The sequence below is a fragment of the Mesorhizobium sp. 113-1-2 genome (assembly GCF_016756475.1).
In the GTDB taxonomy this organism is placed as follows: domain Bacteria; phylum Pseudomonadota; class Alphaproteobacteria; order Rhizobiales; family Rhizobiaceae; genus Mesorhizobium; species Mesorhizobium loti_C.
On the sequence record NZ_AP023242.1, the window covers coordinates 1315175 to 1341577 of the forward strand.

The following is a 26403-nucleotide window of genomic DNA, read 5'->3' on the forward strand; positions in this document are numbered from 1 at the left end:
AGCAGGACGGATCGCCCCCGGGGGGCTGTATGACGCCGTTTTCTGTCAGGCGTATTACACGCTGCACCAAGCTTGCAGGGAGGTGCAGAGATCATACCGTCGCTATATGGCGCGGCGTTGGCGGTATGATTTAGACGAAGCGCATCGGTGCGCCGACCTCGACGCGGGCGGGCCGGTCTACCGTGCAATAGACGCCGAGATTGTGGGCGTTGTGGCGCACCAAATTGCGCAGGATACCGGGATCGTGCTCGAAGCCGTCCTGGGCGATGATGGTGAAGCCACAGCGGCGGCACGGTTCGGAAATCGTCAGGAGCAAGTCGCCGATGGCGAGCTTGCGGCCGATCCATTCGGTTTCGGGAAACAAGCCTTCCACCGCCGCCATGTCGACGACGATGTTGGGGCGGAAGCGGCGCGGGTCGGCGGCACCTTCCGGATGCAGCGCCTTCAGCCGCGCCAGCGAAGCCGTGGTCAAAAGGTGGACCGGCGCCTTGGTATACCGGGCCGCGGTGACCGGACCGGCATAGGCCGGCGGCGCATTCTCCCGGCCGAAGGGCCGGATAGAGGCGGCGAAGCCGAGATAGGCCGAAATGGCGTGGTCGCATTCGGCGCTGGGGGCGTTCAGCCAGTCGCCGTCAGGGACGGCGACCTCCAGGTCGCGGTCATTGGCCAGCCGGGTGCGGATGCGCGGCACTTTGTGCCATTTCGCTTCGCGGTCGGGCCGGGCGATCTCATTGCCCGAGGTGTCGACAAGGCCGAACATGCGGTCGCCCGCCATGCCTGCGGGTCCGACCAGGATGGCGTCCTGGCGCTCGCCGGCGAGCGAGCTCGCGGGATAGCGCCAGAGCTGGCTGACAGAGCCCAATACAGCTTCGCCTGCCATCAGCCCTTCTTGTTCTGCCGGTTGGCAATAAGGTCGTCGACGACGGCCGGATCGGCGAGCGTCGAGGTGTCGCCGAGGGCGGCAAAATCGTCCTCGGCGATCTTGCGCAGGATGCGGCGCATGATCTTGCCCGAGCGCGTCTTGGGCAGGCTGGGCGAGAACTGGATCTTGTCGGGCGAAGCGATGGCGCCGATCTCCTTGCGAACATGGGCGATGAGCTCCTTGCGCAACTCCTCGGTGGGCTCCACCCCCTTCATCAGGGTGACGTAGCTGTAGATGCCCTGGCCCTTGATGTCGTGGGGATAGCCGACGACGGCGGCCTCCGAGACCTTGTCGTGGCTGACCAGCGCCGATTCGACTTCGGCCGTGCCCATGCGATGGCCGGAGACGTTGATGACGTCGTCGACGCGGCCGGTGATCCAGTAATAGCCGTCGGCGTCGCGGCGGCAGCCGTCACCGGTGAAGTACTTGCCCTTGTAGGTGGAGAAATAGGTCTGCACGAAGCGGTCGTGATCGCCATAGACGGTGCGCATCTGGCCCGGCCAGGAATCGGTGATGCAGAGGTTGCCGTCGGCCGCCCCTTCCAACACCTTGCCTTCGCCGTCGACCAGTTGCGGCTTGACGCCGAAGAAGGGCCGCGTCGCCGAGCCTGCCTTGAGGTCGGTGGCGCCCGGCAGCGGCGTGATCAGGATGCCGCCTGTCTCGGTCTGCCACCAGGTGTCGACGATCGGCACCTTGCCGTTGCCGACGACGCTGAAATACCACTCCCAGGCTTCCGGATTGATCGGCTCGCCGACCGAACCCAGCACGCGCAGCGATTTGCGCGAGGTCTTCTTCACCGGGTCGTTGCCGGCGCCCATCAGCGCGCGCAGCGCGGTCGGCGCGGTATAGAAGATGTTGACCTTGTGCTTGTCGATGACTTCCCAGAAGCGCGACTGCGACGGGTAGTTCGGCACGCCCTCGAACATCAGCGTGGTGGCGCCGTTGGCGAGCGGACCATAGACGATATAGCTGTGGCCGGTCACCCAGCCGACATCGGCGGTGCACCAGTAGATGTCGCCTTCATGGTAGTCGAAGACATATTGGTGCGTCATCGAGGCATAGACGAGATAGCCGGCGGTGGTGTGCAGCACGCCTTTCGGCTTGCCGGTCGAGCCCGAGGTGTAGAGGATGAACAGCGGGTCTTCCGCCTTCATCTTCTCGGGTTTGCACTCCGCCTTCACCGTCGCGACTTCGTCGTGATACCAGACGTCGCGGCCGGGCGCCCAGCCGATCTTGCCGCCGGTGCGGCGCACGACGAGGACATTCTTCACCATGACGAAGTTCTTCGCGGCGATGTCGATGGCCTTGTCGGTGTTCTCCTTCAGCGGGATGGACTTGCCGCCGCGCAGGCCCTCATCGGCGGTGATGACGAAGGTCGATTCGCAGTCGACGATGCGGCCGGCGAGCGCATCCGGCGAAAAGCCGCCGAAGACGATCGAATGGATGGCGCCGATGCGCGTGCAGGCCAGCATCGCATAGGCGGCTTCCGGGATCATCGGCATGTAGATGGTGACGCGATCGCCCTTCTTGACGCCGTGCTTCTTCATCACATTGGCGAGCCGGCAGACATGCTCGTAAAGCTCGTTGTAGGTGATTTTCTTGTCGTCGTAGGGGTTGTCGCCTTCCCAAATGATGGCGGTCTGATCGCCGCGCTTCTTCAGGTGGCGGTCGATGCAATTGTAGGAAACATTGGTCAGCCCGTCCTCGAACCATTTGATCGAGACCTTGCCGTCGAAGGAGGTGTTCTTGACCTTGCTGAAGGGCTTGAACCAGTCGATGCGCTTGCCGTGCTTGCCCCAGAACTTGTCCGGGTTCTTGATGCTGTCGGCGTACCATTTGAGATACGTGTCATTGTCGATCAGCGCATTCTTCTTCCACGCCGGCTGGACGCGATGGACATGAACCTCGGACATTTCTGGTTTTCCTCCCGAACCAATCCGCCGGCTTGAAACGCCGGCGGGATCGCGGCGAAGCGGCCGCGAATTCGGCGGCATTATTACCAGTTCCGCCGTGACGGCAACATTAGACGTTGGATTCGCGCGGCGGGATGCCGCAGGGGCATCGCCATACGTTGTCAGCACTCGGTTTGGGTCGCTGCTAACTGTATGTTTTCGCGTCGAAAACCCTGTTTCGATCAGGAAAAATCAATAGACAGTTAAGCAACGGCGCGCACAATGTTGCGTTGGGAGGCGAGGTTAATCAACCTGGGGACCGCAATGCGCGACCATGCCGAAATGGACCTGATGCTTAGGGGTTATGGCCTAACCACGGCCAAGATTCTCTATCACTTCCCCGACCACCCGCACCTCCTGCAGAGCTTCATCTGGCAGGACTACGACATCGCCCCGCAGTTTCCGGTGCTGATCAAATTCATCGAATTCTGGAAGGCCAAGCTGGACGGGCCGCTGCACTCGGTGGTCTACACGCACCAGAAGCTGATCGCGCCGAATGAGTGGCGGAAGGTGGATGGGGAGTTCGTGCTGCACTAAGGCGTGCCGATATTCAGGTGAGGCCGGCCTGCGAATGGCGGCTTCCTGCGCTTCCGGTGCTCACGTACGAAAAGTACGCTCCGCTCCGGATCTCGGAAGCCACCATTCTCGACTCGGCCTGACCTGAATCTCGACACGCCTTAACTTTGGCGCGCGGTGGTCACACCGCCGGCGGGTTCAGCCGGGCAAAACCTTCCTGGCGGCGGTACGGAAAATACGGGTAGGGCGCTGTCACTTCGCTTGCTGCGTCCAGTTTTTTGATCTGTTCCGGCGTCAGCGACCAGCCGACGGCTCCGAGGTTCTGCCTCAGCTGTTCCTCGTTGCGGGCGCCGATGATGACGGAGGAAACGGTCGGGCGCTGCAGCAGCCAGTTGATGGCGATCTGCGGCACGGTCTTGCCGGTTTCATCAGCCACCGCGTCCAGCGCATCCATCACCCGGTAGAGATGTTCGTCCGCGACCGGCGGACCGAAATCAGCCGTGTCATGCAGCCGGCTCTTTTCCGGCAGCTTCTGGCCACGGCGGATCTTTCCGGTCAGCCGCCCCCAGCCGAGCGGGCTCCACACCAGCGCGCCGACGCCCTGGTCGAGGCCGAGCGGCATCAGCTCCCACTCATAGTCGCGGCCGACCAGTGAATAATAGACCTGATGCGCGGCGTAGCGCGGGTAGCCATGCTTGTCGGCCTCCGCCAGCGACTTCATCACTTGCCAGCCTGAAAAATTGGAGACGCCGACATAGCGCAGCTTGCCGGTGCGCACGAGATCGTCCAGCGTCGACAGGACTTCTTCAATCGGCGTCCCGGCATCGAAGGCGTGCAGTTGCAACAGGTCGATGTAGTCGGTGCCGAGGCGCTTCAGCGCGGCGTCCACGGACTTGATCAGCCGCGAGCGGGAAGAGCCGTAGTCGGCCGGCCCGTCGCCCATCGGCAAGGACGTCTTGGTCGAGATCAGCACGGCGTCCCGCCGGCCCTTGATGGCTTCGCCGAGCACCTCTTCCGAGGCGCCGTTCGAATAGACGTCGGCGGTGTCGAACAGATTGACGCCAGCCTCCAGGCAGATGTCGACCAGCCGCCGCGCTTCCTTGGCGTCGCTGTTGCCCCAGGCGCCGAACAGCGGGCCGGAACCGCCGAAGGTTCCGGCGCCGAAGGAAAGTGCAGGGACCTTCAGGCCCGATGCGCCGAGACGTCGATAGTCCATTTTCTTACTCCTGGTGGTTTGGAAAGAGGTGTCGAAAAAATCCGGTCCGCCGACGAGCGTCAGGGCCGAACGGAGACAGGCGCACCGAGCGCGTTGGTGCGGTCGAGGCGCAGGGCCAGCCCGGCGACGCCAAGCGCCGCGACCGGCAGCAGAGCGGCGACCCAGGTGAGCGAACCCAGCCCCATGCCATGGGCGATGACCGCGCCGCCAAGCCAGGCGCCGGCGGCGTTGCCGAGATTGAAGGCGGCGATGTTGAAGGACGAGGCGAGGCTTTGGCCGGCACCTTGCGCCTTGTCCAGCACCCACATCTGCAGCGGCGCCACGGTGGCGAAGGCAGCGGCGCCGAGCAGGCCGACATAGATCACGGCCATCACCTGGCTGTGGATGGCAAAGCTCATGGTCGCGAGCACCAGGGCGAGCACCACGAGGCTGCCCAGCACCGCCGGCACCAGCCAGCGGTCGGCGACCTTGCCGCCGGCGAGATTGCCGGCGATGAGACCGCCGCCGAAGACGAGCAGGATCGGCGACACGGCGGCTTCCTTGAAGCCGCTAATCTCGGTCAGCAGCGGAGCGATGTAAGTGAAGACAGCGAAGACGCCGGCGTAGCCGAGCACGGTGGTGGCGAGGCCGAGCAGAACCGGCGTGCGGCGCAGCACGGCAAGATCGGCGCGCAGGTCGCTCTTCTCGGGTGCTGCCTGGCTGCGGGGCACCAGGGCCAGGATGACAGCGAAGGCCGCGAGGCCGACCGCGGTCACGGCCCAGAAGGTCGCGCGCCAGCCGAAGGCCTGGCCGAGCCAGGTGCCGAAAGGCACGCCGAGGATGTTGGCGATGGTGAGCCCGGTAAACATCAGCGCGATCGCCGAGGCCTTCTTGTTGGGCGCGACCAGACCGGTGGCGACCACCGAGCCGACCCCGAAGAAGGTGCCATGGGCAAAGGCGGTGATGATGCGAGCGCCCATCAGCGTCCAATAGTCGGGCGCCAGCGCACAGGCGAGATTGCCAATGGTGAAGATTGCCATCAGCGCCAGAAGCACGGTCTTGCGCGGCCAGTTGCCGGTGGCGATGGTGAGCAGCGGCGCGCCGATGACGACGCCCAGCGCATAGCCCGAAATGAGCTGGCCGGCGGCCGAGATCGAGACGCCGAGGTCTTTGCTGACGTCGAGCAAAAGACCCATGATGACGAATTCGGTGACACCGATGCCGAAGGCGCCGGCAGCGAGGGCATAAAGAGCAAGAGGCATGGCGGTTTTCCACTTCCAAGACGGGTCGTTAAGGCGACGAGCGCCTTGTCCAAACCCGCGCCCAGACCGGGAAGATCGTGTCGCCACGCACTGTGAACCAGACTTGATCAAGGCATATTTTCTGTGAAATAGATTCACAGATGGCCAGACCCGACATTAACCGCTCCGGCGAGATCGAAGTCTTCGTGCGCGTCGTCGAAGCGGGCAGCTTCTCGGCCGCGGCACGCGCATTGCGCATGACGCCGTCGGCGGTGAGCAAGCTGATCGCGCGGCTGGAAGCCCGGCTTGGCGCGCGGCTGGTCAGCCGCTCGACACGCAAGCTGCAGCTGACGCCCGAGGGAACCGCCTTCTACGAGAGCGGGCTGCGCATCCTGGCCGACATGGCGGCTGCCGAGCGCGAGGCGGCGGCGGGTGCCGCGCCGCGCGGACGGCTGCGCGTCAACAGCTACGTGCCGTTCGGGGTGCACCGGCTGATCCCACTTTTGCCGCGCTTCCTTGAGCGCTACCCGGAAATATCGGTCGATCTGGTGCTGACCGACAGCGTCATCGACCTGATGGCCGAACGCGCCGATGTCGCCATCCGCGCCGGGCCGCTCGGCGAATCACGGCTGGTGGCGCGCAAGCTCGGGCAAAGCCCGGTTGTGGTGGTTGCGGCACCGTCCTACCTTGCCGCGCATGGCACGCCGCTGACGCCGGCCGATCTCGACAGCCACAACCGCATGGGCTTCGGCTTCGTCAGGCATATCGATGGCTGGCCCTTCCTCGACGCGGAGGGCCGCGCGGTCATGGTCCCGATCACCGGCAATACGCTGGTCAGCGACGGTGAGGCGATGCGGCTGATGACGCTGGCCGGGACGGGCATCTCCCGGCTGGCGCGCTGGCATGTCGCGGCCGATATCGCTGCCGGACGGATGGTGGCGCTGCTGGAGGATTTCAATCCGGGCGACGAGGAGGCGACGCACGCCGTCTATGTCGGCCAGGGCCGCCACCTGCCGGCGCGGGTCCGGGCCTTTCTCGATTTCCTGGCCGAGACCGTGCGGCTCTGACGAAGCGCGGTTTTCAAGGTCCGTTCGACAACCCAGCAGGGGCAGGATATGGATTCCTGCCCGGTCATAGCAGGCGCTTCGCGCCCAGGCACCGAAAGCGTTGGCAATTCAGGAGGCGTGATTTGGTCCGCTTGTCCTTGGTCACGGCATCCCTGCTAGCCATCGCGACATGGCTGCATGCCCCAACGATCTCCGAGGCAGCCGAGGCCTCGATAACAGCCGTGCCTGCCGCAAACGCCGGAAATGATGACGTCAAGCAGCTTGTCTCGGTGGTTCTGGCGGAAACGGAGGATTTCTGGGGCGCCACCTTCAAAGCCGGCGGATCGACTTACGAGGAGCCTAAGCTGGTGCTGTTCACCGGCTTCATCGCCACCGCATGCGGTGCCGTTTCAGGGACATCATACTGCGCGGCAGACCACAGGATTTATCTCGATCCGGCGTTCCCCGAGCTTCGACAGGTCGGTTTGACCGGAGATTTCGCCAAGGCGTTGATTGTCGCCCGGGAGGTTGCGTACCACGTGCAGAACATCTCGGCCGTTCCGCAGCAGCTTGTCGCCGACGGTGACCAGCAAGCCGCCATCATCCGGTCGGAACAGGTCGAACTGCAGGCCGATTGTTTTGCCGGACTGTGGAGCCGCTACGTTCAGGACAAGGGGTTGTTGGAAGGCACCGATCTGGCCCAAGCCAGAGAACTGCTGCGATCTCTTGGAGACGATCGGGCCGCCAATGCCTCCGGAAATTCGACGGCCAAGAGGTACGGCACCTCAGAACAGAGGATCCGCTGGTTTGATCGGGGCCTTGCCGGAAAAGCGATCGCGGACTGCAATACTTTTGCCAATCCGCTTTAATACCGAGTCTATCCAACTCCGGGTGAGGTGCGCCATCATCAGGTGATAGCCTTCAAGGCTTTCCTGATCTTTTCAATGACGGTGCCGATGTCCGATCGCCCGGACGTGTATTCCCCATCCGGGTCATAATACGCGTCCCGCAGCCGCTCCAAATGAGCAATCACGGCGGCTGCGTAGTCATGCGCCGTACCGGCGACGGCGACCTTTTCAAATTCGCCTCGCGCGGCACTGACGGCTCCGACGCAGACTTTCCAATCGTAAGGGCTGGCGGAAGCCGCTGCCTGGCGATCAGCCAAGATCGCGATGATCCTGTCTCGAAATTCCTCGGCGGATAGCGCCATCATCGCCCCTGACATTCCGGTATGCTGCTCCGGCGTCATGATGGTAGCTGCGAACCTGCGTCCGGTACAAGGCGACAGTTCGGCTTGACGAAGCGCGAAAAAGCCCCGTGCCCGAAGGACACGCGGCTTTCTTTAAATCGTGTGGAGCCGGTTACGCTTTCGGCGTGAACGGCGCTGGGCGGCGGCCAGCTGCCTGGCGCTCCAGCATCCAGCCGGGATATTCGGCCGGCAGCGCGCTGACCTCGTCCAGTTTGGCGAGATCATCCGCATCGAGCTTCACTTCAGCCGCGGCAAGGTTTTGTTCGAGCTGATCCATGCGGCTGGCGCCGATGATCACGCTCATCACGAAGGACTTGGCCAGGACATAGCCGAGCGCCACGGTGGCGACACTCACATTATGCTTTTTCGCGATCTCGCGCATGACCGCGACGGCCGCCCAGGCACGATCCTCGTTGACCGGCGGGAAGTTGAAGGACGCGCGGCGGCCCTCGCCATTGCCGGGCGCGCCGGGGCCGTATTTGCCGGAAAGCAGGCCACCGGCCATCGGCGACCACACCATCAGGCCGAGTTTCTCCTCGTTGATGAGCGGCACGATCTCGCGCTCGAGGTCGCGGCCGGCGATCGAATAATAGGACTGGATGGTCTCGAAACGGGCAAAACCCTTACGGTCGGCGATGCCGAGCGCCTTGGCGATGCGCCACGCCGCCCAGTTGGACACGCCGACATAACGGACCTTGCCGCTGGCAACGAGATCGTCGAGCGCCCTCAGCGTCTCGTCGATCGGCGTCACCGCGTCGGTGCCGTGCAGCTGGTAGAGATCGATATGGTCGAGCTGCAGCCGTTCGAGGCTGGCATCGACCGAATCCATAATGTGGCCGCGCGACGAGCCGCGCTCGTTCGGGCCCTGGCCCATGGCGCCATGCACCTTGGTGGCGATGACCACGCTCGACCTGGCGACGCCAAGGTCCTTGAGCGACTGGCCGAGCAAACGTTCGGATTGGCCAAATGAGTAGACATCGGCCGTGTCGAAGAAATTGACGCCGGCGGCGATCGAGCGGCCGACAATCTCATTGACGCCCTTCTGGTCGAGGCTGGCGATCAGGCCCCATTGGGCATTTTCGCCGGCGGCACCGAAGGTCATGGTGCCGAGGCACAGTTCGGAGACGAACATCCCCGTATTGCCAAGCTGGTTGTAGCGCATGGTGAAGGCTCCAGGAGAATTGTGAGGACACAAAACAAATAGGAACGGAACGTTTCGTTTCCAGCGGTGGCGCAATGAACCTTTCAAGCTGGACCATCCCCGATCGATCGTCACTACCGCTGCATTTCCGATGGTGGTGTCAGAATTTGTCAGAGATCGATGGCTCGGATCATCGTGTTTGAGCGGCGATTGACCTTCTCGGCGAAGTCTTCATCCCACCCGGGACCGGAAAGAAGATATTGCCCAAGCGAGGGTTTTGCCCCGATCAACCGTTCATAGTCCTCAACAGCCAGGACGAAGGCAGCCGGCTTTCCATGCACGGTAATGGTTTGCGGTCCCTTTTCTCGCAACTGTCTCAACAGCTTCGAGAGATCGCTCTTTGCGCTCTGAATATCCCAGTTCATGAGGACTGCTCGCTGAATGGCTTAGCAAGCATATACCAGACTCTGCAGAGGGACTATCGGCTACCAAAAATCGCCGAACCGACCCTGACGCTGGTGGCGCCGAAGGCAATCGCCGTCTCATAGTCGCCGGACATGCCCATCGACAGCTTTTCGACGCCGGCCTCGCGCGCCAGTTTCTCCAGCAGGGCAAAGTGCGGGCCGGGGTTCTCGTCGGCCGGCGGGATGCACATCAAGCCTTCGATGGCGAGGCCGTGGACATCGCGGCAGCGGGCGACGAAGGCCACCGCGTCACGAGGTTCAATGCCGGCCTTCTGCGGCTCCGAACCGGTGTTGACCTGGACATAGAGTTTCGGGGCGCGGCCTTGCCTGGCGATCTCCTTGGCGAGTTCGGCGGCGATTTTCTCGCGGTCGACCGTCTCGATGACGTCGAACAGCGCCACCGCCTCCTTGGCCTTGTTCGACTGCAGCGGACCGATGAGATGCAGCTCGATGTCAGGAAAAGCCTGCTTCAGATCAGGCCATTTGCCTTGCGCTTCCTGGACGCGGTTCTCGCCGAAGACGCGCTGGCCGGCCTCTATCACCGGCCGGATGTCGGCGGCAGCAAAGGTCTTGGAGACGGCCACCAGCGTCACCGCGCCGGCCTCGCGGCGGGCTTCCTGTTCGGCGGCGGCGATCTTCGCGTTGACCGCGAAAAACTGCTGAACGGTGTCACCCATATGCAAATCCCGCTGTTTTGACCCGCGTTTTTAGCCGTCGCGATGCCCATATGGTTGACGGGTTTGCCAAACCATGGTGAACACCCGGACCACATTCCCTGAACCGCACAGCCGATCGCCCGCGGTTCGCGCCTGCTTTTAAGTGAAAAACGTCCCATGGCAACCGAACGATACAATCCGCGCGCGTCAGAACCCAAATGGCAGAAGGCCTGGGCCGAGAAGAAGCTGTTCGAAGCGCGCAATGACGACCCGAAGCCGAAATACTACGTGCTCGAGATGTTCCCCTATCCGTCGGGGCGCATCCATATCGGCCATACCCGCAATTACACGATGGGCGACGTGGTGGCGCGCTACAAACGGGCCAAAGGGTTCAACGTGCTGCACCCGATGGGCTGGGACGCCTTCGGCATGCCGGCCGAGAACGCGGCGATGCAGAACAAGGTCCATCCCAAGGAATGGACCTACCAGAACATCGCCACCATGCGCGAGCAGCTCAAGGTGATGGGCCTGTCGCTGGACTGGGCACGCGAATTCGCCACCTGCGATGTCGATTACTACCACCGCCAGCAGATGCTGTTCCTCGATTTCGTCGAGAAGGGGCTGGTGACGCGCAAATCCTCCAAGGTCAACTGGGACCCGGAGGACATGACGGTGCTCGCCAACGAACAGGTCATCGACGGGCGCGGCTGGCGCTCGGGCGCGCTGGTCGAACAGCGCGAGCTGACGCAGTGGTTCTTCAAGATCACCGACTATGCGCAGGACCTGCTGGATTCGCTCGACGGCCTCGACGAATGGCCGGAAAAAGTGAAGCTGATGCAGCAGAATTGGATCGGCCGTTCGGAAGGCCTGCTGATCCGCTGGCCGCTGGCGTCGGACGTTGCCGGCGAGCATGAGCTGGAAGTCTATACGACGCGGCCCGACACCATCTTCGGCGCCTCCTTCATGGCCGTCGCCGCCGATCATCCGCTGGCCAAAAAGGCCGCCGAGACCAATCCGGAGCTGGCGAAGTTCATCGACGAGGTCCGCCATATGGGCACCTCGGTGGCCGCACTGGAGACGGCCGAGAAGAAGGGTTTCGACACTGGCATCCGCGTCGTCCATCCGTTCGACGACAGCTGGACGCTGCCTGTCTATGTCGCCAATTTCGTGCTGATGGAATACGGCACCGGCGCCATTTTCGGCTGCCCGTCCGGCGATCAGCGCGATCTCGACTTCGCCAACAAATACGGCCTGCCGGTGATCCCGGTGGTGATGCCGGAAGGCGGCGATGCGAAGACCTTCCAGATCATCGAGGAGGCCTATGTCGACGACGGCGTGATGATCAATTCACGCTTCCTCGACGGCATGAAGCCGGATCGCGCCTTCGACGAGGTGGCGAAGCTCTTGGAGCAGAAAACGATCGGCAACCGGCCGATGGCCGAGCGCAAGGTGAATTTCCGCCTGCGCGACTGGGGCATTTCGCGCCAGCGCTACTGGGGCTGCCCGATCCCGATGATCCATTGCGAGGATTGCGGCGTGGTGCCGGTTCCCAAGACCGACCTGCCGGTCAAGCTGCCGGACGATGTCGATTTCGACCGGCCGGGCAATCCGCTCGACAGGCACCCGACCTGGCGGCACGTGAAATGCCCGCAATGCGGTGGTGATGCGCGCCGCGAGACCGATACGATGGACACTTTCGTCGATTCGTCCTGGTATTTCGCCCGCTTCACCGCGCCCTGGGCGCATGAGCCGACCGATCCCAAGGCGGCCAACGAATGGCTGCCGGTCGACCAGTATATTGGCGGCATCGAGCACGCGATCCTGCATCTGCTCTATTCGCGCTTCTTCACCCGCGCCATGCGCGAGACCGGCCATGTCGACCTGGCCGAGCCGTTCAAGGGCCTGTTCACGCAAGGCATGGTGGTGCACGAAACCTATCGCGTCGGATCGGCTTCGAACGGCCGCTGGCTGGCGCCGACCGAGGTGCGGCTGGAGGGCGTCGACGGCGAACGCCGGGCCTTCGACATCGCCACCGGCGAGGCTGTCACCATCGGCCCGCTGGAGAAGATGTCGAAGTCGAAGAAGAACACGGTGAGCCCGGAAGACATCACCGACGGCTACGGCGCCGACACGGCGCGCTGGTTCATGCTGTCGGATTCGCCGCCCGAGCGCGATGTCGAATGGACCGATGATGGCGCCGCCGGCGCGCACCGCTTCATGCAGCGCATCTGGCGTCTGGTGTCGACGGCGGCCGAGACGCTGGCAGGCGTCAAGCCTGCCGCGGCAAACATTGGTGAGGCGGGAGCGGTCTCGAAGGCCACGCACAAGATCCTGAAAGCGGTCGGCGAGGACATCGAGAAGCTCGGCTTCAACCGTGCCATCGCGCGCATCTATGAACTGGCCAACGTGCTGACCACGCCGCTCAACCAGGTGGCGGAAGGCAAGGCCGATCCGGCACTGCAAGGCGCCTGCCGCCAGGCGGTGGAGATCCTGGTGCATCTGATCGCGCCTGTCATGCCGCATCTGGCCGAAGAGTGCTGGGAGACGCTCGGCGGCACCGATCTGGTCGCCGAACGGCCGTGGCCGGTCTTCGATCCGGCGCTGGTCGTCGACAACGAAGTGACCTATCCGGTGCAGGTCAACGGCAAGAAGCGGGGGGATTTGACAATTGCCCGCGACGCGGACCAAGGTGCGGTCGAAAAAGCGGTATTGGCTCTCGACTTCGTGCAGAAAGCGCTCGAAGGTAAGGCTCCGCGCAAGGTGATCATCGTGCCGCAGAGGATCGTCAATGTCGTTGCCTGATCGGGAAAAGACAGAGCTGAGCCGTTTGCTGCGCCGCGTTGCGCTTGCCGGCCTTGTCGGCGCGCTTGCGCTGGTTTCGGCCTGCACGGTGCGGCCGCTCTATTCCAACGCGCCGTTGTCGACGGGCTCGACCGCCAATACCGAACTGGCGTCGATCGCCATCAAGCCGGTCAAGACGCGTTATGCCCAGCAGGTGCGCAACAATCTGATCTTCGGCTTTGGGCGTGGCGCCGGCGAACCGGCCTCGCCGCTTTATTCGCTCGATCTCACCGTGACCGAAGCCGTCGATTCGGCGGCGCTCGTGCAGGTTGGAACCGACGAAGACGAGCCCACCGCCGGTTCGGTGACGCTGAACGCCAGCTATACGCTGACCGATATGAAAACCGGTGCCGTCATCACGGTCGGCAAGCGCGCGATCACCTCGTCCTTCGACAGGCCGCGCCAGGAATTTGCCTCGTACCGGGCGCAGATCGACGCCGAAAATCGCGCCGCGCGCGAACTGGCCGAGGCCCTGCAGCTGTCCATCGCCCAGGATCTGGTCCGGCACGGCAAGGCGGCCAGCTAGCGCCGCTTTTCGTTTCACGGAAGACGACCTTTCGATCCTGGTGCCCGGCCGCCCCGCAGCGGCCGAGCACCCTATTTTCAGCTCACCTTTTTAGCTCGACGTATTGGATGGCGCGGTGATCGCCGAATGACGATTGGCTGCTCGAATCCGGATCCCACACATCGCTGCGAAAGATGCATTTCGGTCGCTCCAAAGGTGCTGACGGGAAGCAACTGTTAACCACTCGCTCCCTATGTCTCAGCAGATGTTTCAGAGTGAGTCTTGAGAATGGAATCCAAGCGTTTTCCTCGGGTCAATTCATTGAAGTCAGCTTCGCCCGATGACCCCGAGGGAAAGCGTTTCAACGGCCAGCAGCCCGGCGCGGCCAAGGCCAGCAATCTCCCGCCACCTGTTGATCTCGGCGGCAACGAAAGCCCTGCCTGGCAGGACTATTTCTTCCTGGCGCCCAACGTGCGGTTTACGCGCACGCCGGATTATGAGGCCAATACGCGCCGTCCGGAACGCGACCAGATTGCCGCCGAGCAAAGTGAGCCACTAGCGCCGCCGGCGCCGCAGGCGATGGCAAAATCCACCGCGGCGTCCCACGCCTTGCCCCCGCAGACGAGCAGCCGGCCTCCTGCCTCGTCCGTACCATCCATCCCAGCCGGGCATACCAGCGAAAAGGCGCGGGCTGTTGCGCCGGTTGGTCCGAGGACGGCCGCGCCGGCACGGACATCCGCACCGGCGGCGTCCGCCCAGGGAATGGCTGCGCTGGTCAAGACACCAGGCCGCGAAACCGTGCGCTGGCCCTATCTGTCGAATCACGTCTTCTTCGAGCTCATGGCGCCTTACATGATCGAGAGCCCGTTGCCGGCGCCTCGGGCGGTCCCAACTCCCCGTCGGGCAGCGCCGGTTGTCTCCCCACGGGTCGACGTCCGCGCCGCGTCCATGGCCGATCCGACCGCATTGTTCCGTGTGATCGACTGCCTTCCAGGCCAGCGGGCTCCGTCTGCCCCGCCGGAAGTCCGTCCGGCCAACTCGAACGAAGCCGTGGTCCAGCCGGTGGCGAGCAGCGCACCACGACGGGCCCAAATGGCGGTTGCAGTTCCCGCTGTCGCGGGCAGTGCCGCTCCGGCGCAGGTCGCGGGGGAGGCCGGGCAGGCTCCGGCCGTGCGCGTGTCCGCGCCACTGCCCAAGGCCGGCAAGATCGTGCCAGCCACGACGGGCGAGGCGTACGAACTTCCCTCGGAAGAGCTGCTGCAGCAGCCGCCGGAAGGGCAGGGCTTCTACATGTCGCAGGAGCGGCTCGAGCAGAATGCCGATCTTCTGGAAAGCGTGCTCGAGGATTTCGGCGTGCGCGGCGAGATCATCCACGTTCGCCCCGGTCCGGTCGTCACCCTCTATGAGTTCGAGCCGGCGCCGGGCGTCAAATCGTCCCGCGTCATCGGTCTCGCCGATGATATCGCCCGCTCCATGTCGGCGGTTTCAGCGCGCGTCGCCGTCGTGCCCGGCCGCAACGTCATCGGCATCGAGTTGCCGAACGAGACGCGCGAGACCGTCTATTTCCGCGAGCTGATCGAATCGCAGGGTTTCCGCAAGACCAGCTGCAAGCTGGCGCTTTGCCTTGGCAAGACGATCGGCGGCGAGCCTGTCATCGCCGAGCTGGCGAAGATGCCGCATCTGCTTGTCGCCGGCACCACCGGCTCCGGCAAGTCGGTTGCCATCAACACCATGATCCTGTCGCTGCTCTACCGGCTGAAGCCGGAAGAATGCCGGCTGATCATGGTCGATCCCAAGATGCTCGAACTCTCGGTCTATGACGGCATCCCGCATCTTCTGACGCCCGTCGTCACCGACCCCAAGAAGGCGGTCACCGCGCTCAAATGGGCGGTGCGCGAGATGGAGGACCGCTATCGCAAGATGGCGCGGCTCGGCGTGCGCAACATCGACGGCTATAACGAACGCGCCGCCCAAGCCCGCGACAAGGGCGAGGCGGTCGTCATGACGGTGCAGGCCGGCTTCGAAAAGGGCACCGGCGAGCCGCTGTTCGAGCAGCAGGAAATCGACCTGGCACCGATGCCCTACATCGTCGTCATCGTCGACGAGATGGCCGACCTGATGATGGTCGCCGGCAAGGAGATCGAAGGCGCCATCCAGCGCCTGGCGCAGATGGCGCGCGCCGCCGGCATCCATCTGATCATGGCGACGCAGCGTCCCTCGGTCGATGTCATCACCGGCACGATCAAGGCCAACTTCCCGACCCGCATCTCCTTCCAGGTCACCTCCAAGATCGACAGCCGCACCATTCTGGGCGAGCAGGGCGCCGAGCAGCTGCTCGGCCAGGGCGACATGCTGCACATGATGGGCGGCGGGCGCATTTCGCGCGTGCACGGCCCCTTTGTCTCCGACGCGGAGGTCGAGCATGTCGTGGCGCATCTGAAGGCCCAGGGACGCCCGGAATATCTGGAAACCGTGACAGCCGACGAGGATGACGAAGAGGTCGAAGACGACCAGGGCGCGGTCTTCGACAAGGGATCGGTCGCAGCCGAGGACGGCGATTCCAGCTATGAGGAAGCGGTCAAGGTGGTGGTGCGCGACAAGAAGTGCTCGACGTCCTACATCCAGCGCCGCCTGGGCATCGGCTACAACCGCGCCGCATCCCTGGTCGAGCGCATGGAGAAGGAAGGCCTGGTCGGCGCGCCCAATCATGTCGGCAAACGCGAGATCATCATGGGTCGGCGCCCGCCGGCGGCCGCGCCTGACGACGACGGCACGGATTGATCGGCCGCCCTTTTCGGCGATCCGGTTTCTTCTGAACAATAAAAAAGGCCGGTCGCCCGGCCTTTCTTACTTGAGGGAAGCGCGACCTCAGCCGATCTTCTGGCCGGTCTTTGCCCAGTCGGCGAGGAACTGTTCCAGGCCCTTGTCGGTCAGCGGGTGCTTGACCAGCGCCTTCAGCGTCGCCGGCGGCGCGGTGATGACATCGGCGCCGATCAGCGCCGCCTGCTTGACGTGGTTCACCGTGCGCACCGAAGCGGTCAGGATCTCGGTCTGGAAATCGTAATTGTCGTAGATCTGCCGGATCTCCTGGATCAGCTCCATGCCGTCCGAGCCGGTGTCGTCGATGCGGCCGACGAAGGGCGAGATGAACGAGGCGCCGGCCTTGGCGGCGAGCAGCGCCTGGTTGGCCGAGAAGCACAGCGTGACGTTGACCATGCGGTTCATCTGGGTGCGGATCGTCTTGCAGGCCTTCAGGCCGTCCAGTGTCAGCGGCACCTTGATGCAGACATTGGGCGCGATCTTGGCCAGCACCTCGGCCTCCGCCATCATGTCCTTGTATTCGGTCGCCACGACTTCGGCCGAGACCGGGCCGGCGACGATATCGCAGATCTGCTTGGTGACGTCGGCGATCTTGCCCCCGGATTTGAGAATCAGCGACGGATTGGTGGTGACGCCGTCGAGCAGTCCCAGATCGTTGAGTTCACGGATATCCTTGATGTCGGCGGTGTCGACAAAAAATTTCATGACGGGTCTCCTGAAGATTCTTATGTGCATGCCATGCACATTCGGGGTCGGCCTTTGATCTAGACCAAAGTCAGGGCAAGGTCACGCCTCATGATCGAAGATTCGCCCTTTGTCGCAGCCGCACCGGTGCTGGTGCCGATGCCTGCCGAACGCCCCTACACCTATGCCGTGCCGGCCGGCATGCGCGTGGTGCCGGGCTCGATCGTGCGCGTGCCGCTCGGGCCGCGCCAGGTCGCCGGCATCGTCTGGGATGGCGCGGTCGAGAATATCGACGCGAAAAAGCTGCGCCCGATCGAACAGGTTTTCGATTGCCCGCCGATCGACCGCGCCATGCGCCGTTTCGTCGACTGGGTGGCGCAATACACGCTGTCGGCGCCGGGCATGGTCGCGCGGATGCTGCTGCGAGCTCCCGAGGCCTTCGACCCCGAACCCTGGATCGAGGGGCTGCAGCGCACGCTTATCATTCCGGACCGGATGACGGATGCGCGGGCGCGCGTGCTGGAGACGGCCGAGGGCGGACTGGCCTGGACACGCTCGGGCCTCGCCCATGCTGCCGGCGTGTCGTCGACGGTGATCGAGGGGCTGAAGGCGCAAGGCGTGTTCGAGACGGTGATGATCCCGCCGCGCCCGGTGGTCGCCGCGCCTGACTCGAGCTACGCCGTGCCGGAACTGATGCCGGACCAAAGCGAGGCCGCATCGATGCTGCGCGCCAATGTCGCGGCCGGCGTGTTCAATGTTGCGCTGCTCGATGGTGTCACAGGTTCGGGCAAGACGGAGGTTTACTTCGAGGCGGTGGCGGCAGCCCTCGACCAGGGCAAGCAGGTGCTGATCCTTTTGCCGGAAATCGCACTGACCCACGCTTTCCTCGAGCGTTTCCAGCAGCGCTTCGGCGCCAAGCCGGGTGAATGGCATTCCGACCTGCCGCCCAGGATGCGCGAAAAAGTCTGGCGGCAAGTGGCTGAGGGCACGGTGCGCGTCGTTGCTGGTGCCCGCTCCGCGCTGTTCCTGCCGTTCAAAGAGCTTGGGCTGATCGTCGTCGATGAGGAGCACGATCCCGCCTACAAGCAGGAAGACCGTGTCTTCTACAATGCGCGCGACATGGCGGTGGTGCGCGGTCACATTGGTAGCTTTCCGGTGGTGTTGGCGTCGGCGACACCATCGGTCGAGAGCCGGGTCAATGCGAGCCAAGGCAAATACAACAGAGCGGTTCTCTCCGCCCGCTTCGCCGAGGCAGCACTTCCGCAGCTGAAGTCGATCGACATGCGACGCGCGCCGCCGGCGCGCGGCGGCTTCCTGTCGCCGGTGCTGCTCGACCATATGCGCAAGACGCTGGAGAGGAAGGAACAGTCGCTGCTGTTCCTCAACCGGCGCGGCTATGCGCCGCTGACGCTGTGCCGGGTCTGCGGCCATCGCTTCGGCTGTCCGGTCTGCTCGGCCTGGCTGGTCGAGCATCGATTTCGTGGCCAGCTGGTCTGCCATCATTGCGGGCACAACGAGCGCCGCCCCGAAGCCTGCCCGGAATGCGGCACGCTTGATCACCTGGTCGCTTGCGGGCCGGGCGTCGAGCGCATCGCCGAGGAGGTCGTCACGCATTTTCCCGATGCGCGCACCATCGTTTTGTCATCCGACCTGATGGGCGGCGTGCGGCGGCTGCGATTGGAACTGGAGGCGATCGCCGATGGCGAGGCCGATATCGTCATCGGCACGCAGTTGGTCGCCAAGGGCCACAATTTTCCCAACATGACGCTGGTCGGCGTCGTCGATGCCGATCTCGGCCTTGCCAATGGTGATCCGCGCGCCGCCGAGCGTACTTTTCAGCTGCTCAGCCAGGTGACCGGTCGCGCCGGTCGCACCGGCAAGAAGAGCCTCGGCCTGCTGCAGACGTTTCAGCCGGACCATCCGGTGATGCGGGCGATCGTCTCCGGCGATGCCGAGGCTTTTTACGAGCGCGAGATCGCCGAGCGCGAACGGGCGGCACTGCCGCCGTTCGGCCGGCTGGCCGGCGTCATCGTCAGCGCGGTGACACGAGCGGAAGCAGAAGGTCATGCACGCGGCCTGCGTCGCGCCGCGCCCGAGGCGTCCGACCTGTTCGTGCTGGGTCCGGCCGAAGCGCCGCTGTCTTTGCTTGGTGGCCGCCACCGCTTCCGCCTGCTGATCCAGGGCGAACGGCGCGCCGACATGCAAGGTTTCATCCGCGCCATGCTGGCCAATGGGCCGAAACAGCGTGGTTCGGTCCGCGTGCAGGTGGATATCGATCCGCAGAGCTTTTTGTAAGGTCGCCATATCGGCGATACGCTGCAGGCCAGCGAGAAACGGAAGATCGAATGAAAACCCTTGGCCTTCTGGGCGGCATGAGCTGGGAATCGACCGCCATCTACTACCGCCTGCTCAACGAGATCGTGCGCGAGCGCCTTGGCGGGCTGCATTCGGCCAAACTGCTGCTGTGGTCGTTCGATTTTGCCGAGATCGCCGAGCGGCAGCATCATGGCGATTGGGAGGGGGCCGGCATGCTTCTGGTCGAAGCGGCGCGCAAGCTCGAGGCCGGTGGCGCGGAAGGCCTGCTTCTGTGCACCAACACCATGCACAAGCTGGCCGACCAGGTGCAGACGTCCGTCTCCATCCCGCTGATACACATCGCCGATGCCACGGCGGCAGCGATCAAGCGTGCTGGCATGCAGCGTCCGGCGCTGCTGGCGACGCGCTTCACCATGGAGCAGGATTTCTACAAGGGCCGGCTTACCGACAAATACGGCCTGTCGCCAGTGGTGCCCGATGCGGCCGGGCGCGACATGGTGCATCGCGTCATCTATGACGAGCTCTGCCAGGGTATTGTCACCGATGCTTCGAAGACGGCTTATATAGAAGAGGCCGAACGCCTGCGCCGCGAGGAAGCCGCCGACAGCATCATAATGGGCTGCACCGAGATCACCATGCTCATCGGCCAGGACGATTTCGACATTCCGGTCTTCGACACGACACGCATCCACGCCGAGGCAGCGGTGGAATTCATGCTGCCCTGAAGCAATTCAACGGAAAGCCTGTCAGGGCGGGGCAGCCACGGCGACTGCTCCGCTGCCGACCACTTTCAGCTTCCATCCGTCCGCTTCCGTGCCGGCCAGGTTGAGATGGCCGGTGAGAAAATACAGGCGATCGGTGTCGGGGCCTTTGGCGGTGCAGAACCGGTCCTGCAGATAGGATGGCGGCGTCGCCTGGTAGTAGAGATCCGCCTCGATGCTGGCAGGGCGTGCGCCCTTCGGCAGATCGGCAAGCGGGATCGAGTAGCTCAGCGTGTCACTGCCGCCCTCGACATAGTCGGGGTCGTCCTCGACGGCAGTTGTGCCGACATCGACGGCGAGCTCTTCATCCGCGCCCAAGGCCTTGGCGATTTCCAGCCGGTCCGAGAGCGGCAGGAAGCCCGAGGGCAATATGCGGTTGTCCTTCACCTCCGTGCAGATCGACAGGAAGCTGGTGGTGAGTTCGCCTTCCGGCTTCGAATGGGCATTGCAGACCGGATTGGGCGTATCGGCCGGCGGGGTGGAGACCAGCTCCTGATAAATCTGGACCTGATCCTGGCGCGTGATCTTCTGGTAGTGCGGCTGATGCGGCCGTTCGCCAGGGTGCACGCGGCCGGAACAATCGTCTTTCCACCAAAGTTCGCCATCGAGCGGCTTGCCGTCGGCGCCGACGATGACGCCGGCGGCGTTGGTGCGGCCGGAGACCCAGAGCGGCTCGCCGTTCTGGTCGAACACACTGAAGTTCAGAAACGCGCGCCGGAAACCGACGCCGGAGGGAAATTTGTGACCGGCAAGGTTCTTCACCGTCACCTTGGCGTCGAGCGTATCGGCGGTCAGGGCAAGGTTGCTGACGGCGACGGTGGCGGTTGCCTGCGAGGCCTGGTCGAGCATCGCCTGCTCGGTGAGGACGAGCGGATCGACGGCCTTCTTGCCCATCATCGGATCGTGCGTCCTGATGCCGAAGACATCGGGAAACTGCTGCGCCATCTTAACCAGGAAGACATTGAGGCCAACCAGAGTGTGACGGGCAAAGCCCTCGCGAGCCAGAAGGTCCGGCGCGTTGCTGGATTCCGTCTGTGGGAAATTGAGATTCTCCTGGATGCTGGCGATCTTGCTCGTCGTTGGCGATCCGTCCTTTTCCGCCGACGGCATGTGGCAGCCCTGGCAGCTGCGTGGCGTGGCGCCGGGGCCGAACGGAAGCTGCCCGTCCGGGGTGCTGCCGGTTCGATAGGCGCTGAACGCCCATTCCGGATAGGTCGTCTGCTCATAGATATGCGCCAGCGTGTTGGTGCCTTGCAGAACCGGCAGATGAACCGTGTGGCAGGTCCCGCAAACCTCGGAACTCATGATCGTGGCGTCGTGAACCGGTTTGATGCCGAGAGCGGTGTGCATCGGCCCGACCTCCGGTTTCTCGAAGGGGCCGATCAGCGTATCGGGCGAACCGACCATGAAGCTGCCGGTGAAGGTCTTGGCAAAACCGGTTGCATGCGGATTGAGCAGCTCCTGACGCTCGTCGACGCAAGCGTTCTGCGGCTGGTCACCGAGCGGGTCGCTGGCCTTGCTGTTGAGCACCATGCGGTGACACGACGTGCAGGTGATGCCGTCGCGGGCAAGCATGCCATAATTGGCATGCGCGGCACTCGGATTGTCGGCCGGCCATGGCGTCGCATCGACCATTGCGCGCGAGAACGGTTCGCATTTGCCCGTGCGCGCCTTGTCGTCGATGTGAAACTGCCGCTCTCCGGCGATGCCGTGGCAGCCGAGACAGACGTCCTGCACGACGCCGGACATTTTGGGGTGAAAGCTCTGCGTTTCACTGGCCAGTTGCGCAAAGAAGATCGGATCGCGGCCGCCCAACCCCATCGGCGAGGTTCGCCAGGTCGCAAAGGGCGACAGGTTGATCAGGCCGTCGCCATGTGGGTTCGGCTTGGTCATGTCGAACTGCAGCCCGGTGCTGCCGGCATCATGACAGCCGAGACACTGGCTGGAGGTCAGGAAAGTGTCCGATGCATCGGGGCCCTTGGCCCCGACCCAGGTGTTGTCGTAGGTCTCGGAAGGCATTCGCGAGACGGTGTCGTAGCTCGGCATCTCGCGGACATAGGCTCGCAGCGCGGCGATCACGTCGGCGTTCGGACTGTAGAGCGGTTGACCAAGGCGCGGGCTGGCATTGACCGGCAAAACGACGGTCTGGTGCAAAGTCGGAGCCGGCGCTCCGTCGAAGAAATCCTGTGCGAGATAGTTGAGCGGCTTGCCTGGCTCGCCGGCGATATTCTTGGGCGATGCGAAAGTCAGATTGTCGGCTGCCGAGGCATGACAGTTCATGCAATATTGGGCGAAGCCCATGTTGGGCAGGCTGTTGTTGTCGGCCGGCAGGGCCGGCCAATCCGGAGTCCAGCCGCTCTGGCTGCCAAAGCCGTACCAGCCCCAGAACCAGCCGTCGTAAGAGGCGCTGGCATCGCGGATCATGATCGCGGCGCCGCTGGTTGGAAAAAGCTTGACGGGATCGACCGTCCGGCAATCGGATGCCGGCTCGGAGAACATTTCCTTCACCATGATGGCGCCGTCGGGTACGGGCGGCGGATGATCGACCTCGCCCTCGGCCGAGCGGTTCTTGCGAAGCCAGTCCATCATCTCGGGCGAATACCAGATCATGACAGGCGCATGGGTTCCGAAATCCTTGCCCTGCCAGGCGCCGTTGACCAGGGTCGCGATGCGCGGTCCGGCCTGGCGCACGAATTTGTCGTGCACCCATCCGGCCGCCTCGTCGCGGTAGCAGTAGCTGCCGAGATATTGGTTGAGCTTGTTTTCGTAGTCCCCCAGGGACTGCGCCGAGGGTTTCTTGATCGTGGCCTCAAGCTGGTGGCAGACAAGGGGATCGGCGGGAACCATCGCTGTCGGCCGTTCGGCGACGCAGTCGGCGCGCGCGCCTTGCGTGATCCCGGCAAGGGCGGCCGCGGCGACCCAGATGCGGGCCAGGTTCAACGCGCGACCGAGATTCGGCATGATCGTCTCCGCATTCGAGATCCTGCCTGCCGCACTCCGTCCGCGCAGATTTCACAAGTGATCGTGAAACATGTGCAATTGCTAAAATGAACAAGCAGTCGACGAAATAAACATCGAGACCATAATACTTGGCTTACGTTGCGGCAAGGCGCGCAATCTATACTGTCGAAGGAATTGCATCCGGCATACTCGCGTGCGTGGATTTTCTTGCACAACAGCCATATCGGCGGCGGAGCCGATGCTTCCCAGGCGGGCATTTCCTGGGAGGCCTTGGCGAAACCTCGGTGTGCCGGCTGCGCGCTTGACTTCCGCCACGGGTGACATTCAATGCATCCGCAATTCTTGTGAGGGGTCGAGACAGAATGGACTTTGCGCTTCCGTGGCCGACGAGCCAGGGCGAATGGCTGGCCTGGTCGAGCGCCGTCTTCACCGTTCTGCTCGGGCTTCTGTTTTTCCTGGCACCCAACCTGGCCTTCCGCATCCTGCGCCTGCAAGCCAAGCCTGAGAAGGCGGCGGCGATCGCCGAGGGGCGCGGCAGGATGTCAGGCTTTTATCTCGGCGTCGGCCTGTGCTGCATCCTGCTGGCGCAGCCATTGGTTTACATGACGCTCGGCTTCTCCTGGCTGTTCACCGCCTTCGGCCGGCTGCTGTCGATGATGTCGGATGGCGCAAACACACCTTTCAATTGGGTTTCCATTGTGGTGGAATTGGTCTTGGCGGCATTGCCGCTCGCCTTTGCCTTCGGCTTTGTGCCCTGAATCCAAGGGTATTGCGGCGCATAAGGCGGGAGTCTTTCGCCAGATGCGACAATAGTGCCTGAAAAGCATGCGGAACGACGCATTGCGGTCTTAAAATGCCTGTGCTAGACGGCAATCGACTTTCGGCCGGGGATAGCGGAAGCCGCGCCTCCGTGCTTGAAAAAATGCAGTAAGGTCAAAGATTTAGCCAGAGTTTTTGCTCGCGCCAACAATCTGCGGCCTGTCAGACAAGAGAAAAGACGGTCCGTGGCTCAATCGTCATCGCCAATCTCAGGTGTCGCAGAACGCTATGCGGGTTCGCTGTTCGAACTCGCCCTGCAGGCAAATTCCGTGGCCAAGGTCGAGGCCGACCTCAACAGTTTCGAGGCGATGCTCGCGGGCAGCCCCGACCTGACCCGGCTGATCAACAGCCCGGTGTTCTCCAGCGAGGATCAGGCCAAGGCTATCGCGGCGATCGCCGACAAGGCCGGGATCACCGGTCTGGCCGGCAATTTCCTGCGCGTCGTCGCCCAGAACCGCCGGCTCTTCGCCGTTCCCGGCATGATCAAGGCGTTCCGCCAGATATCCGCCGAACATCGCGGCGAGACCTCTGCCGAGGTAACGTCGGCTCATGAACTGACGGCTGCCCAGCAGACCGAACTCAAGGCTGCGCTGAAGAGCGTTGCCGGCAAGGACGTGGCCATCTCCGTCACCGTCGATCCGTCGTTGCTCGGCGGGCTGGTGGTCAAGATGGGCTCGCGCCAGATCGATACGTCGCTCAAAACCAAACTCAATTCGCTCAAGCTTGCACTGAAAGAGGTCGGCTGATGGACATCCGCGCCGCGGAAATTTCCGCAATTCTGAAAGACCAGATCAAGAATTTCGGCAAGGAGGCCGAGGTCTCCGAAGTTGGACAGGTGCTGTCCGTCGGTGACGGTATCGCCCGCGTCTACGGCCTCGACAATGTCCAGGCCGGCGAGATGGTCGAATTCCCCGGCGGCATCCGCGGTATGGCGCTCAACCTCGAAGCCGACAATGTCGGCGTCGTCATCTTCGGCGCCGACCGCGACATCAAGGAAGGCGACATCGTCAAGCGAACCGGCGCCATCGTCGACGTTCCGGTTGGTCCGGGCCTGCTCGGCCGCGTCGTCGACGCGCTCGGCAATCCGATCGACGGCAAGGGCCCGATCAAGGCGATCGAACGCAAGCGCGTCGACGTCAAGGCACCCGGCATCATTCCGCGCAAGTCGGTGAACGAGCCGATGTCGACCGGCCTCAAGGCCATCGATGCGCTGATCCCGGTCGGCCGCGGCCAGCGCGAGCTGGTCATCGGCGACCGTCAGACCGGCAAGACCGCCATTATCCTGGACACGATGCTCAACCAGAAGTCGGTGCACGACAACGGTCCTGAGAAGGAAAAGCTCTACTGCGTCTATGTCGCCGTCGGCCAGAAGCGCTCGACCGTCGCGCAGTTCGTCAAGGTTCTGGAAGAGCGCGGCGCGCTAGAATATTCGATCATCGTCGCCGCCACCGCTTCCGATCCGGCGCCGATGCAGTTCCTGGCGCCGTTCGCCGGCGCCACCATGGGCGAATATTTCCGCGACAACGGCATGCATGCGCTGATCAGCTACGACGATCTGTCGAAGCAGGCTGTCGCCTATCGCCAGATGTCGCTGCTCCTGCGCCGCCCGCCGGGCCGCGAAGCCTATCCGGGCGACGTTTTCTACCTGCACTCGCGCCTGCTCGAGCGCGCCGCCAAGCTCAATGACGATCTGGGTGGCGGATCGCTGACCGCGCTGCCGGTCATCGAGACGCAGGCAAACGACGTGTCGGCCTATATCCCGACCAACGTGATCTCGATCACCGACGGCCAGATCTTCCTCGAAACCAACCTGTTCTTCCAGGGCATCCGTCCTGCGGTGAACGTCGGTCTGTCGGTCAGCCGCGTGGGCTCGGCCGCGCAGATCAAGGCGATGAAGCAGGTTGCCGGCTCGATCAAGGGTGAGCTCGCGCAGTACCGCGAAATGGCGGCCTTCGCGCAGTTCGGCTCGGACCTCGACGCCGCCACGCAGCGCCTGCTCAACCGCGGATCGCGTCTGACCGAACTCCTGAAGCAGCCGCAGTTCTCGCCGCTGAAGACGGAAGAGCAGGTCGCGGTGATCTTCGCCGGCGTCAATGGCTATCTCGACAAGTTGCCGGTCAACCAGGTCGGCAAGTTCGAGCATGGTCTGCTCAGCCACATGCGTGCGGCCGGCAAGGACGTTCTCGACGCCATCCGCAAGGAAAAGGCACTGTCGGACGATCTGCGCGCCAAGCTGAAGGCCGAGATCGACGCTTTCGCCAAGACCTTCGCCTGAGCGAAGCGCCAGTCCGGATGAGACAAGACGGGATCAGGT

21 protein-coding genes are annotated in these 26403 nt (G+C 63.6%); 11 read left to right on the plus strand and 10 right to left on the minus strand.

Annotated elements, in window-relative coordinates:
• Positions 1-130: 130 nt before the first annotated feature.
• Both JN279_RS06255 and acs read right to left on the minus strand, forming a co-directional pair.
• Entirely contained in the window at positions 131-880 is a 750-nt protein-coding gene (locus JN279_RS06255; RefSeq protein WP_202352314.1) for an MOSC domain-containing protein, read from the minus strand.
• Complete coding sequence (gene acs / locus JN279_RS06260; RefSeq protein ID WP_096451408.1) at positions 880-2835, minus strand: acetate--CoA ligase; 1956 nt, start codon at positions 2833-2835, stop codon at positions 880-882. The genes JN279_RS06255 and acs overlap by 1 nt, the downstream gene beginning before the upstream one ends.
• Before the next feature lie 303 nt (positions 2836-3138).
• On the opposite strand from acs, the gene JN279_RS06265 reads away from it, so the two are divergent.
• Positions 3139-3411, plus strand: a complete 273-nt coding sequence (locus tag JN279_RS06265) for an usg protein (RefSeq protein ID WP_096458115.1) — start codon at positions 3139-3141, stop codon at positions 3409-3411.
• 160 nt (positions 3412-3571) lie between these two features.
• Here JN279_RS06265 and JN279_RS06270 read toward each other — a convergent pair whose 3' ends face one another.
• Together JN279_RS06270 and JN279_RS06275 are read right to left on the minus strand one after the other, a co-directional pair.
• Positions 3572-4606 (minus strand): aldo/keto reductase, encoded by a 1035-nt coding sequence (locus tag JN279_RS06270; RefSeq protein WP_096451406.1) that lies wholly within the window; start codon positions 4604-4606, stop codon positions 3572-3574.
• Positions 4607-4665: 59 nt separating this feature from the next.
• On the minus strand, positions 4666-5847 hold the full coding sequence (locus JN279_RS06275; RefSeq protein WP_202352315.1) for an MFS transporter: 1182 nt from the start codon (positions 5845-5847) through the stop codon (positions 4666-4668).
• Between the two features lie 140 nt (positions 5848-5987).
• On the opposite strand from JN279_RS06275, the gene JN279_RS06280 reads away from it, so the two are divergent.
• Together JN279_RS06280 and JN279_RS06285 are read left to right on the plus strand one after the other, a co-directional pair.
• The gene (locus JN279_RS06280) at positions 5988-6893 is read left to right on the plus strand and encodes a LysR family transcriptional regulator (protein ID WP_202352316.1); all 906 of its coding nucleotides are present in this window, start codon (positions 5988-5990) and stop codon (positions 6891-6893) included.
• A 137-nt stretch (positions 6894-7030) separates the two neighbouring features.
• A complete protein-coding gene (locus tag JN279_RS06285; protein WP_210347618.1) occupies positions 7031-7741 on the plus strand; it encodes a neutral zinc metallopeptidase in 711 nt (236 codons plus the stop codon).
• 38 nt (positions 7742-7779) lie between these two features.
• Here the strand turns inward: JN279_RS06285 and JN279_RS06290 are convergent, their stop codons facing one another.
• The 4 genes from JN279_RS06290 to JN279_RS06305 all read right to left on the minus strand — a co-directional run bounded on the left by JN279_RS06290 (position 7780) and on the right by JN279_RS06305 (position 10403).
• Complete coding sequence (locus JN279_RS06290; protein WP_202352318.1) at positions 7780-8121, minus strand: hypothetical protein; 342 nt, start codon at positions 8119-8121, stop codon at positions 7780-7782.
• Positions 8122-8233: 112 nt separating this feature from the next.
• The gene (locus JN279_RS06295; protein WP_202352319.1) at positions 8234-9283 is read right to left on the minus strand and encodes an aldo/keto reductase; all 1050 of its coding nucleotides are present in this window, start codon (positions 9281-9283) and stop codon (positions 8234-8236) included.
• A 149-nt stretch (positions 9284-9432) separates the two neighbouring features.
• Positions 9433-9687: a type II toxin-antitoxin system Phd/YefM family antitoxin gene (locus JN279_RS06300; protein ID WP_096451394.1), complete on the minus strand. Its 255-nt coding sequence runs from the start codon at positions 9685-9687 to the stop codon at positions 9433-9435.
• Between the two features lie 53 nt (positions 9688-9740).
• Positions 9741-10403 (minus strand): YggS family pyridoxal phosphate-dependent enzyme, encoded by a 663-nt coding sequence (locus JN279_RS06305; RefSeq protein WP_202352320.1) that lies wholly within the window; start codon positions 10401-10403, stop codon positions 9741-9743.
• A gap of 156 nt (positions 10404-10559) precedes the next feature.
• Between JN279_RS06305 and leuS the strand changes: the two genes are divergently transcribed.
• The 3 genes from leuS (at position 10560) to JN279_RS06320 (ending at position 16509) form a co-directional block, all read left to right on the plus strand.
• Positions 10560-13184 (plus strand): leucine--tRNA ligase, encoded by a 2625-nt coding sequence (leuS, locus tag JN279_RS06310; protein ID WP_202352321.1) that lies wholly within the window; start codon positions 10560-10562, stop codon positions 13182-13184.
• Entirely contained in the window at positions 13171-13749 is a 579-nt protein-coding gene (gene lptE, locus JN279_RS06315; RefSeq protein ID WP_096451388.1) for an LPS assembly lipoprotein LptE, read from the plus strand. The genes leuS and lptE overlap by 14 nt, the downstream gene beginning before the upstream one ends.
• Positions 13750-14016: 267 nt before the next feature.
• Positions 14017-16509 carry a DNA translocase FtsK gene (locus JN279_RS06320; protein ID WP_202352322.1) on the plus strand — a complete coding sequence of 831 codons (2493 nt, stop codon included), beginning with the start codon at positions 14017-14019 and terminating at the stop codon, positions 16507-16509.
• A gap of 87 nt (positions 16510-16596) precedes the next feature.
• Here JN279_RS06320 and fsa read toward each other — a convergent pair whose 3' ends face one another.
• Positions 16597-17253, minus strand: a complete 657-nt coding sequence (fsa, locus tag JN279_RS06325; RefSeq protein WP_019861850.1) for a fructose-6-phosphate aldolase — start codon at positions 17251-17253, stop codon at positions 16597-16599.
• A 90-nt stretch (positions 17254-17343) separates the two neighbouring features.
• Between fsa and JN279_RS06330 the strand changes: the two genes are divergently transcribed.
• Positions 17344-19527 carry a primosomal protein N' gene (locus JN279_RS06330; protein ID WP_202352323.1) on the plus strand — a complete coding sequence of 728 codons (2184 nt, stop codon included), beginning with the start codon at positions 17344-17346 and terminating at the stop codon, positions 19525-19527.
• 50 nt (positions 19528-19577) lie between these two features.
• Positions 19578-20273 (plus strand): aspartate/glutamate racemase family protein, encoded by a 696-nt coding sequence (locus tag JN279_RS06335; protein ID WP_202352324.1) that lies wholly within the window; start codon positions 19578-19580, stop codon positions 20271-20273.
• Between the two features lie 21 nt (positions 20274-20294).
• Here the strand turns inward: JN279_RS06335 and JN279_RS06340 are convergent, their stop codons facing one another.
• Positions 20295-23270 carry a hypothetical protein gene (locus JN279_RS06340; protein WP_202352325.1) on the minus strand — a complete coding sequence of 992 codons (2976 nt, stop codon included), beginning with the start codon at positions 23268-23270 and terminating at the stop codon, positions 20295-20297.
• Between the two features lie 362 nt (positions 23271-23632).
• Between JN279_RS06340 and JN279_RS06345 the strand changes: the two genes are divergently transcribed.
• The 3 genes from JN279_RS06345 (at position 23633) to atpA (ending at position 26364) form a co-directional block, all read left to right on the plus strand.
• Complete coding sequence (locus tag JN279_RS06345) at positions 23633-24028, plus strand: AGROH133_08824 family phage infection protein (RefSeq protein ID WP_202352326.1); 396 nt, start codon at positions 23633-23635, stop codon at positions 24026-24028.
• Between the two features lie 246 nt (positions 24029-24274).
• Positions 24275-24835, plus strand: coding sequence for a F0F1 ATP synthase subunit delta (locus JN279_RS06350; RefSeq protein ID WP_202352327.1), 561 nt, complete (start codon positions 24275-24277; stop codon positions 24833-24835).
• A complete protein-coding gene (atpA, locus tag JN279_RS06355) occupies positions 24835-26364 on the plus strand; it encodes a F0F1 ATP synthase subunit alpha (protein ID WP_095204821.1) in 1530 nt (509 codons plus the stop codon). Before JN279_RS06350 ends, atpA begins: the two co-directional genes overlap by 1 nt.
• Positions 26365-26403 lie beyond the last annotated feature (39 nt).